Source organism: Amycolatopsis sp. NBC_00345, from assembly GCF_036116635.1.
GTDB lineage: Bacteria > Actinomycetota > Actinomycetes > Mycobacteriales > Pseudonocardiaceae > Amycolatopsis.
Genome location: NZ_CP107995.1, coordinates 2,510,764 through 2,523,161, shown reverse-complemented (window position 1 = coordinate 2,523,161; position 12,398 = coordinate 2,510,764). Strand labels below are relative to the sequence as shown.

The following is a 12,398-nucleotide window of genomic DNA, read 5'->3' as shown; positions in this document are numbered from 1 at the left end:
ACGGCTGTGCTTCCCCAAAGAACTTCTGGTCGACTACTGATATATCAATCTTCACGGTAGGGTAGGCGGGGTGAGCACCCAGGTCAACACTCAGCCGCCCGTCCAGCCGATGCCGGTCACCGGGCCGTCGCTGGCCGAGCAGGCGTACCTGTTCGTCCGCGACCGCCTCGTCATGCTCGACATCAAGCCGGGCGACCCGATCAACGAGGAGTGGCTGGGCGGTGCGCTCGGCATGGGCCGCACGCCGATCCGCGAGGCGCTCAAACGCCTGGAGGCCGAGCGGCTGGTCGTCGCCTACCCGCGCCGGGGCACGTTCGCCACCGACGTCAACATCTCCGACCTCGCGCACATCTCCGAGGTCCGCCGCACGCTGGAGCCGGCCGCCACCGCGGCGGCGGCCGAGCGCGCGACCGAAGCGGACCGCGAACGGCTCACCGCGTTGCGCGAACGGCTCGACACCGGACAGCCCGCTGAGAACACCGACCTGTTGCGGATCGACCTCGAGCTGCACCGGGCCGTGTACGCCTGTGTGCACAACCCGTTCCTCGAGGACACGCTGATCCACTACGACAACCTCGCCACCCGCATCTGGTGCGTTTTCCTCCCGCGCCTGCGCGGGATGGCCGGCCACGTGAACGAGCACGCCCCGCTGCTCACCGCCATCATCGACGGCGACGCGAAGAAGGCCGCGAAGCTGACGCTCGACCACGTGACCGGCTTCGAGCAGGCGATCCGCGCGCTGATCTAGCCTTCGGTCCGCGCGCGGACCCAGTCGTGGAACAAGCCGATGTGGTGCTCGCTGGGCACCAGCACGCCGCCGCGGGCGTACGAGCGGGAGTCCATCGCGAGCTGGCAGCGTTCGCACGCCTCGAAGTCCTGCTGGTTCACGCGGTGGAACAGCTCGACCGACCGCGTCAGGTCCACTCCGGACTCCACCACCCCGGGCAGGTACAGCCAGTCGCAGCGGACGATCGTGCGGTCCGGGGCGAGCGGGAACATCCGGTGCAGGATCACGTGGTCCGGCACCAGGTTCACGAACACCTGCGGCCGGACGGTGATCGCGTAGTACTTGCGGTCCTGGTGCTCCCCCACTCCGGGCAGCCGCTCGACGCCCTCACTGCCGTCCACGGTGAACCCCGCGACCTCCTCGCCGAACTCCGCGCCGTGGCCCACGAAGTACTGCGCGGCGTAACCGTCGGCGAACTCCGGCAGCACCTCCGTCAGCTCCGGGTGGATCGTGGCGCAGTGGTAGCACTCCATGAAGTTCTCGATGATCTGTTTCCAGTTCGCCTTCACGTCGTACTCGATGCGCTTGCCCAGCGCCAGGTCCCCGATCCCGTAGGCGTCGAGCTCCTGCAGGCCCCCGAGCCGGTCGGCGACGTCGGCCATCACGGTGCCCTCGAAGGACGGCGGCTCTTCGGCCAGGCTGACCCAGGCGTAACCGAGCCACTCCCGCAGGTGCACCCTGGTCAGGCCGTACTCGGTGCGGTCGACGTCGGGCATGCCGGTGAGGTTCGGCGCGGCGATCAGCTTGCCGTCGAGCCCATAGGTCCAGGCGTGGTACATGCACTGGAACGCCCGCTTTACCTGGCCCGTCTCCTCGGTGCACAGCCGGGCGCCGCGGTGCCGGCAGACGTTGAGGAAGGCGCCCAGCTTCCCGTCCCGCGCCCGCGCGACGATCACGCTCTCGCGTCCGATTTGGACGGTCTCGAACGCGCCGGGCGCGGCCAGGTCGGCGCAACGCACGGCGCAGAACCAGTCGGTCTCGAAGATCTTTTCCTGCTCCCGCGCGAAGATCGCCGGGTCCGTGTAGTACCGGCCGGACAACGTGGGCAGCAGGCTCTGCGGCAGGTCGGTGGTGGTCACCGGCGGTGCTCCTTTCTGGGTGGGGTGGCATTCAGGGGAGCGTGACCACGGAACGCAGCACGCGGCCGCTGCGCATGGTGTCGAACGCGCGCTCCACGCCGTCCAGTTCGATGGTCTCGCTGACGAACTCGTCCAGCGGGAGACGGCCCCGGCGGTGCAGGTCGAGCAGCATCGGGAAGTCGCGCGCGGGCAGGCAGTCGCCGTACCACGAGGACTTCACCGCCCCGCCGCGCGAGAAGACGTCGATCAGCGGCAGTTCCAGCCGCATCTCCGGAGTCGGCACGCCGACCAGCACCACGGTGCCGGCCAGGTCACGCGCGTAGAAGGCCTGCTGGAATGTCTCGGGCCGGCCGACCGCGTCGATCACCACGTCCGCGCCGTGCCCGCCGGTCAGCTCGCGGATCGCCTCGACCGGGTCGGCCTCGCGGGCGTTGACGACCCGGGTGGCGCCGAGCCGGCGGGCCAGCGCGAGCTTCGTTTCGTCGACGTCCACCGCGATCACCTCGGTCGCGCCCGCCAGCGCCGCCCCGGCGATCGCCGCGCCGCCCACTCCCCCGCAGCCGAACACGGCCACCGAGTCGCCACGGCCGACGCCGCCGGTGTTGATCGCCGCGCCGATCCCCGCCATCACGCCGCAGCCGAGCAGCCCGGCCACCTCGGGCCGGACGCCGGGCGCGACTTTCGTGCACTGGCCGGCGGCGACCAGCGTCTTCTCCGCGAACGCGCCGATGCCGAGCGCGGGTGCGAGCGGCGTGCCGTCGGCGAGCGTCATCGGCTGGGCCGCGTTGTGCGTGTCGAAGCAGTACCAGGGCCGGCCGCGGCGGCAGGCCCGGCAGACGCCGCAGACCGCGCGCCAGTTCAGCACCACGAAATCGCCCGGCGCCACGTCGGTGACACCCGCGCCGACGGCCTCCACGATCCCGGCGGCCTCGTGGCCGAGCAGGAACGGGAACTCGTCGGTGATGCCGCCTTCCCGGTAGTGCAGGTCGGTGTGGCACACCCCGCACGCCTGGACCCGGACCACCGCCTCGCCCGGGCCGGGGTCCGGGACCACGATGTCCACGACTTCCACCGGTGCCCCGCGCTTCAGCGCGACCACACCGCGAACCTGCTGCGGCACAGACTCCACTCCTCTCCGCGAAGAATATGGGGGATCAAGAGCGAAGTAGTTGCGCATTACGCGACGGGTTGCTCTCTACGGAACAGAGTGCGGGCGCGCCGGGGCAGGTGTCAAGAACGGATTTACGCGTCACCCGATTACCGGCCGGTAGGGGAACCTGTTGCGCGATCACGGTTTCCGGCAGGTGAACGCGGTGCTACCGCCCGCGCCGTGACGACGCGGGCGAGCGGCGGGCCACTCGGACGGCGGAGCGGAGCAGGGCGCAGGGCCGACCGGCGGCGAGCCTGATCCGGCAGTGGCGCGGTCAGGCGGTCGGCCGGATCCGACAGTGGGCCCGATCCGGCAGCAGGGCCAATCGGGCAAAGTCGCCCGTCAGGCGGCGGGCCCCTCGATGGCCCGGCGGAAGAGCGCCTCGATCTCGGCGTGGTCCGGCTGGGGCTCGGCCAGCGCCGCCTGCATGAGCAGGCCGCAGAAGAGCCCGGCGAGCAGCCGTCCGGTGAGCGGGTCGGTGCGGGAGCGGAACAGCTCGATCAGGGCGTCGTCCCACGCCGCGCTCGCCGGGCGCAGCCGTGGCCGGTGCAGGGCCGCGACGTAAAGGTCGTACTCGACGACGGTGTGCGGGTACAGCTCGTGGATGTAGCCCATCACCAGCTCGGCCAGCGCCGTCGCGAAATCGGCGTCCGGCGCCAGCGCCTGCTCCCACTCCCGCAGCTCGCGCACGTTGTTCTCGGCCGCCTCGTGCAACGCGACCTCGAGCAGGTCGTCGAGCGTCGCGAAGTGGTAGGTGGTCGAGCCGAGCGGCACGTCGGCCGCGGCCGCGACGGCGCGGTGGGTCAGCCCGTCGATGCCCCGCTCCGCGACCACCTGGATGGCCGCCTTCGCGATCCGCGCGCGCCGCTCCGGGTCGTTCGGACCCCGCAGCCGGCGCCCGGCCGACTCCCTCGTCGCCATCGCCCCGCAGCTCCTTCGCTCACCGGCCGCACCGAGTTACGCCCAGGAAAACCCAGAGAACTCGTTGTGGACATGTGTACATGCTTCGCGTACAAATGTACGCACTCGAAGTGCCCCGCGTCACGTCCGCAATCGGGGCAACCGGCTCCGCGAGCACGGGAAGGCCTGATGAAGGACCTCCACATCGACGGGATCTGGACCGAAGCGTCCGAGGGGGCGCGTGCCGAAGTACTCAACCCTGCGACCGGCGAAGTGCTGCGAACCGTGGCCGTCGCCGGGCCGGCCGAGGTCGGCGCCGCGGTCACCGCCGCCCGCCGTGCCTTCGACAGCGGGCCCTGGCGGACGACCACGACGGGTGAACGGGCCGACCTGCTGACCCGCATCGCCGCCCTGCTGCAGCGAGACCGCGAAGACCTCGCCCGCACCGAAAGCCTCGACACCGGCAAGACGCTGGCCGAGGGGCGCATCGACGTGGACGACGTCACCGCCGTCTTCCGTTATTACGCGAGCCTCGCCGCCGCCGACGCCGGGCGTGTGGTGGACACCGGGAACCCGAAGGCGATCAGCCGGATCGTGCACGAGCCGGTGGGCGTCTGCGCGCTGATCGCGCCGTGGAACTACCCGCTGCTGCAGATGGCCTGGAAGGTCGCGCCGGCGCTGGCCGCGGGCAACACCGTGGTGCTCAAGCCCAGCGAGGTCACCCCGCTGACCACCGTCTCGCTGGTCGCGCTGACCGAGGAGGCCGGCGCGCCCGCGGGCGTGGTGAACCTGCTGCTCGGGCCCGGCCCGGTGGGCGCCGCGCTGGTCGAGCACCCGGGTGTGGACCTGGTGTCGTTCACCGGCGGGCTGGCCACCGGGGAGAAGATCATGGCCGCCGCCGCGCGCGGGGTCCGCCGGGTGGCGCTGGAGCTGGGCGGCAAGAACCCCAACGTGGTCTTCGACGACGCCGATTTCGACACCGCGCTCGACTACGCCCTCGCCGCCGCGTTCGTCCACTCCGGACAGGTCTGCTCGGCCGGCGCGCGGCTGATCGTCCAGGACGGCGTGCACGACCGGTTCGTCGACGAGCTGGCCGCGCGGGCCGACCGGATCCGGCTGGGCAACGGTCTCGACCCGGACACCGAGGCCGGCCCGCTCGTGTCGGCGGCGCACCGCGCGAAAGTCGAGGGTTACATCGCCGGCGCGATCAAGGCCGGCGCGACGCTGCGAGCGGGCGGCGCCCGGCCCGCCGACGAGCACCTCCGTCACGGATTCTTCTTGCGCCCCACCGTGTTCTCCGGCTGCACGCGGGACATGGCGGTGGTGCGGGAGGAGGTGTTCGGGCCGGTGGTCACGGTCGAGCGGTTCGCCACCGAAGCCGAAGCGGTCGAGCTGGCCAACGACACGGACTACGGCCTCGCGGGCGCCGTCTGGACCTCGGACGCCGGCCGCGCCCAGCGCGTCGCCGGGGCGCTGCGCCACGGCACCGTGTGGATCAACGACTACCACCCGTACCTGCCCCAGGCCGAGTGGGGAGGTTTCGGCAAGTCCGGCATCGGGCGTGAGCTCGGCCCTTCGGGGCTGGACGAGTACCGCGAGGCCAAGCACATCTACCACAACATCGAGCCCGCCCCGCAACGCTGGTTCGCCGGCTGATCCAGCTCCCCAACCCCCACCCCGGTTCTCCCCACACCCCACCCAAGGACAAACGATGACCACACGATCCAAGCCGACGGGCGGGGGGTCCGCCGGGAGCGACGGGTCCGACAGCTCCGAGCTCGCGAAGTTCGGCTACCGCCAGGAACTCGAACGCTCCCTCGGCTCCTTCTCCAGCTTCGCCGCCGGGTTCAGCTACATCTCGATCATGACCGGCGTGTTCCAGCTGTTCTTCTTCGGCTTCGGCTCCGGCGGCCCGGCCTTCATCTGGACCTGGCCGCTGGTGTTCGTCGGCCAGCTGGCCGTGGCGCTGTGCTTCGCCGAGCTGGCCGGGCAGTTCCCGCTCGCCGGCTCGGTCTACCAGTGGGCCAAGCAGATCGCGAAACCCGTGACGTCGTGGCTGGCCGGCTGGATCATGATCATCGGCGCGATCGTGACCGCCGCGGCCGTCGCGGTGGCGTACCAGATCATCCTGCCGCAGGTGTCCACGGCGTTCCAGATCGTCGGCAGCGACGCCGACGCCGGGCTCACCTCCACCCCCGGCGGCGCGCAGAACGCGATCATCCTCGCGCTCGTGCTGGTGGTGTTCGCGACCATCGTGAACATCATCGGCGTCAAGCTGATGGCGAAGATCAACAACTTCGGCGTGGCCGTGGAGCTGATCGCGAGCGTGCTGCTGATCATCGCGCTGGCCGTGCACATCAAGCGCGGGCCGGGGCTGGTCTTCGACACCCACGGCACCGGAGCCGGCCAGCCGCTCGGCTACCTCGGCGCGTTCCTGGTGGCGTCGCTGATGAGCGCGTACGTGTTCTACGGCTTCGACACGGCGGGCTCGCTCGCCGAGGAGACCACGCAGCCGCGCCGGCACGCGCCGCGCGCCATCCTCCGCGCGATCACCGCGGCGTTCCTGGTCGGCGGGCTGATGATGCTCGTCGGCATGATGGCGGTCGGCGACCTGAACGCCAGTGAGCTGAGCACCTCCGGCATGCCGTACCTGCTCAAGAGCACGCTGGGCACCGGGCTCGGCGACGCGTTCCTGATCTGCTCGGCGATCGCGATCACCGTGTGCTGCCTGGCCGTGCAGACCGCGGCGATCCGGATGACGTTCGCGATGGCCCGCGACGGCCGCCTGCCGTTCAGCAAGTCGCTCTCGAAGGTGTCCAAGCGGTCGAAGACGCCGGTGGTGCCGGCGCTGATCACCGGCGGGCTGACCGTGGTGGTGCTGCTGATCAACCTCGGCAACCAGCGCGCGTTCTTCGTGCTCACCTCGACCGCGATCATCCTGTTCTACATCCCTTACCTGATGGTGACCGCCCCGATGCTGCTGCGCCGGCTGCGGGGCCAGTGGCCACGGCCCGGGCACGGCCCGTACTTCAAGCTCGGCCGCTGGGGCACGCTCATCAATCTGGTCGCCGTGCTCTACGGGGCCGGCATGACCATCAACCTGCTCTGGCCGCGCGCCGAGGTCTACGGCAGCGACCACTGGTACTTCCAGTGGGGCGCGGTGCTGATCACCGCGCTGATCGTCGTGGTCGGCGGGGCGATGCTGCTCGTCCGGCGCCGGCGGTGGGCGGCTGGGCACACCAGCGCCGAGCACCAGCCGGACGCGCCCGACGCGGTGACCGGATAGAGAAGGAGGAGAGATGAGTTCCGAAAGCTACGACTTCGTCATCGTCGGCGGCGGCTCGGCGGGCTGCGCGCTCGCGAACCGCCTGTCGGCCGACCCGGCCACGAAGGTGCTGGTGCTGGAGGCCGGTCGCTCCGACGCCAAGTGGGACGTGTTCATCCACATGCCCGCGGCGCTGACCTTCCCGATCGGCAGCAGGTTCTACGACTGGGGCTACCGCAGCGAGCCCGAGCCGCACATGAACCGGCGGCGGATCTACCACGCGCGCGGCAAGGTGCTCGGCGGGTCCAGCAGCATCAACGGGATGATCTTCCAGCGCGGCAACCCGCTCGACTACGAGCGCTGGGCCGGCGACCCCGGAATGTCCACTTGGGACTACGCGCACTGCCTGCCCTACTTCCAGCGCATGGAGAACTGCATCGCCGACGCGCCGGACGGGCAGTGGCGCGGGCACAGCGGCCCGCTGGAGCTGGAGCGCGGGCCCGCGACCAACCCGTTGTTCCAAGCCTTCTTCGACGCCGCCGTGGAGGCGGGCTACCCGCGCACGGACGACGTCAACGGCTACCGGCAGGAGGGCTTCGCGGCCTTCGACCGCAACGTCCGCAAGGGCCGCCGCCTCTCGGCCGCCCGCGCGTACCTGCACCCGGTGATGCACCGGCCGAACCTGACGGTGAAGACGCACGCGTTCGTCTCGCAGATCCTCTTCGACGGCACGCGCGCGATCGGCGTCGAGTACTCGGAGGGCCGCGGCGCGCCGGGCGAGGTGTACGGCAAGGAGATCATCCTGTGCGGCGGCGCGGTCAACACGCCGCAGCTGCTGCAGCTGTCCGGCGTCGGCAACGCGGCCGAGCTGGAGCGGCTGGGCATCGACGTGGTCAAGGACCTGCCCGGCGTCGGCGAGAACCTGCAGGACCACCTCGAGGTGTACATCCAGTACTCCTGCAAGCAGCCGGTCTCCATGCAGCCCTCACTGGCCAAGTGGAAGCGGCCCTACATCGGCGCGCAGTGGCTGTTCCTGCGCTCCGGCCCGGCCGCGACCAACCACTTCGAGGGCGGCGGGTTCGTCCGCAGCAACGAAGAGGTGGCGTACCCGAACCTGATGTTCCACTTCCTGCCGGTGGCCATCCGCTACGACGGCTCGGTGCCGGCCGGCGGGCACGGCTACCAGGTGCACGTCGGCCCGATGTACGCCGACACCCGCGGCACGGTCAAGATCACCTCGACCGACCCGCGTCAGCACCCGGCGCTGAAGTTCAACTACCTGTCCACCGAGAACGACCGCCGCGAGTGGGTGGAGGCCGTGCGGGTGGCGCGCCGGATCCTCAACCAGTCCGCGCTCGACCCGTACAACGGCGGCGAGATCTCCCCCGGGCCCGAGGTGGAGACCGACGAGCAGATCCTCGACTGGGTCGCGAAGGACGCCGAGACCGCGCTGCACCCGTCGTGCACCGCCAAGATGGGCGTGGACGAGCTGTCCGTGGTCGACCCGGCCACCATGCGGGTCCACGGCACCGAGGGGCTGCGGGTGGTCGACGCGTCCGTGATGCCCTACATCCCCAACGGCAACATCTACGCGCCGGTGATGATGACCGCCGAGAAGTCCGCCGACCTGATCCTCGGCAACACCCCGCTCGCCCCGATCAAGCAGCCCTTCCACCGCCACCTCCCCGCCTGACCCCCGCTCCGTCAAGGACTCCTTACCCGCGTCCCACGCGGGTAAGGAGTCCTTGACGTACGCCGGAGGCCCTTGCGGGCAGGGAAAATCCCGCCGGATCTACTGGTTCGTAACCCTTGACGGCACCCGGTCACGGATTCAGACTTGTTGCGTATCGCGTCTCGCGTTCCTTAATACGCAACACTCCCTTCAATCTCCTCCCGGAGGCCCCGATGCAACGCGCGTGCACAGTGGACGAACTGCCCCCCGGCGAATCCGTCCGGATCGCGGGAGCCGAGCCGATCGCGGTCTTCAACGCCGACGGTGAGCTCTACGCGATCGACGACACCTGCAGCCACCAGGACGCGTCGCTGTCGGAGGGCTGGCTGGAGGGCTGCTTCGTCGAGTGCCCGCTGCACGCGGCGCTGTTCGACCTGCGGACCGGGATGCCTTCGTGCCTGCCCGCGAAGAAGCCCGTGCGCACGTACTCGGTGCTGGTGGACGAAGGCGTCGTCTATGTGCAGTCCGACGCGCGGGAGAACGCCGCGTGAAGAGTGTGGCGATCATCGGCGCCTCGCTCGCCGGGGCCCGCGCCGCGCAGGAGCTGCGGGCGCAGGGGTTCGACGGGCGGGTCGTGCTGGTCGGCGAGGAGCCGCACCAGCCGTACGACCGGCCGCCGCTGTCGAAGGCGTTCCTGGCCGGCACGGCGGAGCGCGAGTCGCTGGACCTGCTGGACGCCGACGACACGGCGTCGCTGGAACTGCGGCTGGGCACCCGCGCGGAGCGGCTCGACCCGGCCGCCGGGCGGGTGGTGCTCTCCGACGGCGAGCTGGCCGTCGACGGGGTAGTGCTCGCCACCGGCGGACGGGCCCGGACCCTGCCGGGGACCGAGGGCATCGCGGGCGTCCATGTACTGCGCACGCTCGAAGATTCCTTGGCACTACGGGAAGAACTCGTGCCCGGGGCGAGGATCGTGATCGTCGGCGCGGGCTTCATCGGCGCCGAGGTCGCGTCCACCGCCCGGTCGCTGGGCCTCGACGTCACGGTGCTGGAAGCGCTGGAGACACCGCTGGCCCGGGTGCTCGGCCCGCGGCTCGCGCAGGCCTGCGCGGCACTGCACGCCCGGCACGGCACGACGTTGCGCTGCGGCGCGGCCGTGGAAACCCTGCTGACCACCGGCGCGCGGGTGACCGGCGTCCGGCTGTCCGGCGGCGAGGAGCTGCCCGCGGACGTGGTGGTCGTCGGCATCGGCATGGTCCCGGCCACGGACTGGCTCGCCGGCTCCGGCCTCGACGTCGGCAACGGCGTGCACACCTCCAGCGGCCTGGTCACGGGGCTGCCGAACGTCGTCGCGGTCGGCGATGTCGCGGCGTACCGCCACGCGGAAACCGGCGCCCGGCACCGGCACGAGCACTGGACGAACGCGAGCGAGCAGGCGCCCGTGGCCGTCGCGAACCTGCTGGCCGGGCACGTCACGCGGCACTACGCCCCGAGCGGGTACGTCTGGTCCGACCAGTACTCGGGTACCCTGCAGCTCGCCGGGCACCCCGAGCCCGGCGACGAGGTGGTGTTCGTGGAGGGTACGGCCGAGGACGGCGCTTTCGTGGCGACGTATCAGCGTGACGGCGCCACCGTCGGGGTCTTCGCGCTCAACAGCGCCAAGCAGTTCACCCGGCTGCGCCGCCAGGCCCTGCGGCGGCCGGCCCCCGTGGTCTGACCCCGGCCGCCGGGGATGGAGCGCCGCCAGCTGGAGTACTTCCTCGCCGTGGTCGATCACGGCGGGTTCACCAACGCCGCGCGACGGCTGCACGTCGCCCAGCCCTCGTTGTCCCACGCAGTGCGCGCGCTGGAGAAACAGCTCGGCGGCCTGCTGTTCCACCGGCTCCCGCACGGCGCCGAGCTGACCGCCGCGGGCACCGCGCTGGTCGCCCCGGCCCGCCAGATCCTGCGTGACCTGCGGACCGCGGACGCGGCGGTGCGCGAGGTGCTCGGGCTCGGCGGCGGGACGCTGGACATCGCGTCGCAGACCACGCTGGCCGTCGACCCGCTGGCCGCGATGCTGGGCCGGTTCCGCACGCGGCACCCGAAGGTGCGAGTGCGCGTCCGCGCGCCGGAGACCGGGTCCGACGTGCTCAACCGCGTCCGCGACGGGCAGAGCGAGGTCGGGCTCGTCGAGTCCGGTTCGGACACCCCCGGGCTGACCGGGGTGGACCTGGCCGAGCAGGAGGTGTTCGCGGTGCTGCCCGCGGACTCCCCGCGCACCGAAGCCCTGCCCCAGTCCGAGCTGGCCGAACTGGACCTGGTCACGACGCCGCGCGGCACCGCCACGCGCTGGCTCGTCGACGACGCCCTGCGCGGCTCCGGCAGCGAGCCGCGGATCGTCGTCGAGACCGAGCACCGGGCGATGATGGTCCCGCTGGTCCTCGCGGGCGCCGGGGCGGCGCTGCTCCCCCGCGCCATGGCCGAGGACGCCCGCCGCCAGGGTGCGGTGATCGTGCCGCTGCTCCCGCGCCTGGTCCGGCGCGGCCGGCTGGTCTGGCGCGCCGGCCCGCTTTCCCCGGCGGCCGCGGAGTTCGTCGCCCTGGTCCCGAAAGACTCGTGAGTGTTGATGACGGTTAGTGCCTGTCTTGGAACTTGGTTAGGTGGTTCTGGCCCGCTTTGTTGGGCGGGTGAGGCGTCTGGTCATCATAGTGATCATGGCGTTGTTGACGAATGCGGCGGAGTGGTCGGGTAGTCGTTCGTAGTCGCGGGCGTTGCGGCGTGCTTGGGTGATCCAGGAGAAGGTGCGTTCGACGACCCAGCGCCGGGGCAGGATGATGAAGGTGGTCTGGCCGACGATTTTCTTCACGATGTCGAAGGTGAGATGCAGTGTGTCTTGTGCCCAGTCGACCAGTGCTTTGCTGGTGTAGCCGCCGTCGGCCCAGACCCAGGTGATGCCGCGGTAGGCGGTGTGCAGCGCCGAGAGCAGGTCGCGGGCTGCGGCGCGGTCCTGCACGCTGGCTGCGGTGATCAGGACCACCAGCAGCAGTCCTTGGGTGTCGGTGGCGATGTGGCGTTTGCGGCCGTCGATCTTCTTCCCGCCGTCATAGCCGCGCGACGGGCGGCCGACGGTCTCGGCGGCCTTGACCGACTGGGAGTCGATCACCGCTGCGGACGGCGCCGGATTCCGCCCCGCTCGCGACCGGATCTTCTCGCGCAACTGGTCGCGGATCTTGTCGAACACCCCGGCTTTGCTCCAGCGGGTGAAGAATCCGTGCACCGTCTGCCATGGCGGGAAGTCCGCTGGTAACGCCCGCCATTTGATGCCGTTGTCGGTCACGTAGCGCAGCGCGTCCACGACCGCGCGCCGGTGATGTTTCTCCGGCCGGCCACCCAGCTCGGTCGCACATGCAGGCCTGGGCAGCAACGGCTCCAGCAACGCCCACTCGGCATCGGTGGTGTCCGACGGGTAGCGACGGGAACGACAGCCCACTGACGTGGGCCGATCCACGGCAAGGTACAAAGGGAAACCGGGCCTCTGCTAGAGATCGAGATGTGGTGTCAAG

Annotated in this window: 11 protein-coding genes; 7 read left to right on the top strand and 4 right to left on the bottom strand. The window is 70.9% G+C overall.

All coding sequences use genetic code 11. The features are described from left to right. The first annotated feature begins 109 nt into the window (after positions 1 to 109). Positions 110 to 748: a GntR family transcriptional regulator gene (locus OG943_RS11185; protein WP_328612046.1), complete on the top strand. Its 639-nt coding sequence runs from the start codon at positions 110 to 112 to the stop codon at positions 746 to 748. Here the strand turns inward: OG943_RS11185 and OG943_RS11180 are convergent. The 3 genes from OG943_RS11180 to OG943_RS11170 form a co-directional block, all read right to left on the bottom strand. Then, positions 745 to 1,866, bottom strand: a complete 1,122-nt coding sequence (locus OG943_RS11180) for an aromatic ring-hydroxylating oxygenase subunit alpha (protein ID WP_328609656.1) — start codon at positions 1,864 to 1,866, stop codon at positions 745 to 747. The genes OG943_RS11185 and OG943_RS11180 overlap by 4 nt on opposite strands. Before the next feature lie 31 nt (positions 1,867 to 1,897). Beyond that, positions 1,898 to 2,986 (bottom strand): S-(hydroxymethyl)mycothiol dehydrogenase, encoded by a 1,089-nt coding sequence (locus tag OG943_RS11175; RefSeq protein ID WP_328609655.1) that lies wholly within the window; start codon positions 2,984 to 2,986, stop codon positions 1,898 to 1,900. Between the two features lie 372 nt (positions 2,987 to 3,358). Beyond that, on the bottom strand, positions 3,359 to 3,937 hold the full coding sequence (locus OG943_RS11170; RefSeq protein WP_328609654.1) for a TetR/AcrR family transcriptional regulator: 579 nt from the start codon (positions 3,935 to 3,937) through the stop codon (positions 3,359 to 3,361). 168 nt (positions 3,938 to 4,105) lie between these two features. On the opposite strand from OG943_RS11170, the gene OG943_RS11165 reads away from it, so the two are divergent. The 6 genes from OG943_RS11165 to OG943_RS11140 all read left to right on the top strand — a co-directional run bounded on the left by OG943_RS11165 (position 4,106) and on the right by OG943_RS11140 (position 11,455). Then, positions 4,106 to 5,572, top strand: coding sequence for an aldehyde dehydrogenase family protein (locus OG943_RS11165; RefSeq protein ID WP_328609653.1), 1,467 nt, complete (start codon positions 4,106 to 4,108; stop codon positions 5,570 to 5,572). A 55-nt stretch (positions 5,573 to 5,627) separates the two neighbouring features. Beyond that, the gene (locus OG943_RS11160) at positions 5,628 to 7,202 is read left to right on the top strand and encodes an amino acid permease (protein ID WP_328609652.1); all 1,575 of its coding nucleotides are present in this window, start codon (positions 5,628 to 5,630) and stop codon (positions 7,200 to 7,202) included. A 13-nt stretch (positions 7,203 to 7,215) separates the two neighbouring features. Beyond that, positions 7,216 to 8,874 carry a choline dehydrogenase gene (betA, locus tag OG943_RS11155; protein WP_328609651.1) on the top strand — a complete coding sequence of 553 codons (1,659 nt, stop codon included), beginning with the start codon at positions 7,216 to 7,218 and terminating at the stop codon, positions 8,872 to 8,874. A 212-nt stretch (positions 8,875 to 9,086) separates the two neighbouring features. Then, on the top strand, positions 9,087 to 9,404 hold the full coding sequence (locus OG943_RS11150; RefSeq protein WP_328609650.1) for a bifunctional 3-phenylpropionate/cinnamic acid dioxygenase ferredoxin subunit: 318 nt from the start codon (positions 9,087 to 9,089) through the stop codon (positions 9,402 to 9,404). Continuing rightward, on the top strand, positions 9,401 to 10,570 hold the full coding sequence (locus OG943_RS11145; protein WP_328609649.1) for an NAD(P)/FAD-dependent oxidoreductase: 1,170 nt from the start codon (positions 9,401 to 9,403) through the stop codon (positions 10,568 to 10,570). Before OG943_RS11150 ends, OG943_RS11145 begins: the two co-directional genes overlap by 4 nt. A 15-nt stretch (positions 10,571 to 10,585) precedes the next feature. Beyond that, positions 10,586 to 11,455 (top strand): LysR family transcriptional regulator, encoded by an 870-nt coding sequence (locus OG943_RS11140; RefSeq protein WP_328609648.1) that lies wholly within the window; start codon positions 10,586 to 10,588, stop codon positions 11,453 to 11,455. Positions 11,456 to 11,491: 36 nt separating this feature from the next. On the opposite strand, the gene OG943_RS11135 is transcribed toward OG943_RS11140, so the two are convergent. Then, a complete protein-coding gene (locus OG943_RS11135; RefSeq protein WP_328612045.1) occupies positions 11,492 to 12,325 on the bottom strand; it encodes an IS5 family transposase in 834 nt (277 codons plus the stop codon). Positions 12,326 to 12,398: the final 73 nt, after the last annotated feature.

Coding starts and splice junctions, on each gene's coding strand:
- OG943_RS11185 (WP_328612046.1), top strand. CDS start 110: ATGCCGGTCACCGGGCCGTCGCTGGCCGAGCAGGCGTACCTGTTCGTC.
- OG943_RS11170 (WP_328609654.1), bottom strand. CDS start 3,937: ATGGCGACGAGGGAGTCGGCCGGGCGCCGGCTGCGGGGTCCGAACGAC.
- OG943_RS11165 (WP_328609653.1), top strand. CDS start 4,106: ATGAAGGACCTCCACATCGACGGGATCTGGACCGAAGCGTCCGAGGGG.
- OG943_RS11160 (WP_328609652.1), top strand. CDS start 5,628: ATGACCACACGATCCAAGCCGACGGGCGGGGGGTCCGCCGGGAGCGAC.
- betA (WP_328609651.1), top strand. CDS start 7,216: ATGAGTTCCGAAAGCTACGACTTCGTCATCGTCGGCGGCGGCTCGGCG.
- OG943_RS11150 (WP_328609650.1), top strand. CDS start 9,087: ATGCAACGCGCGTGCACAGTGGACGAACTGCCCCCCGGCGAATCCGTC.
- OG943_RS11140 (WP_328609648.1), top strand. CDS start 10,586: ATGGAGCGCCGCCAGCTGGAGTACTTCCTCGCCGTGGTCGATCACGGC.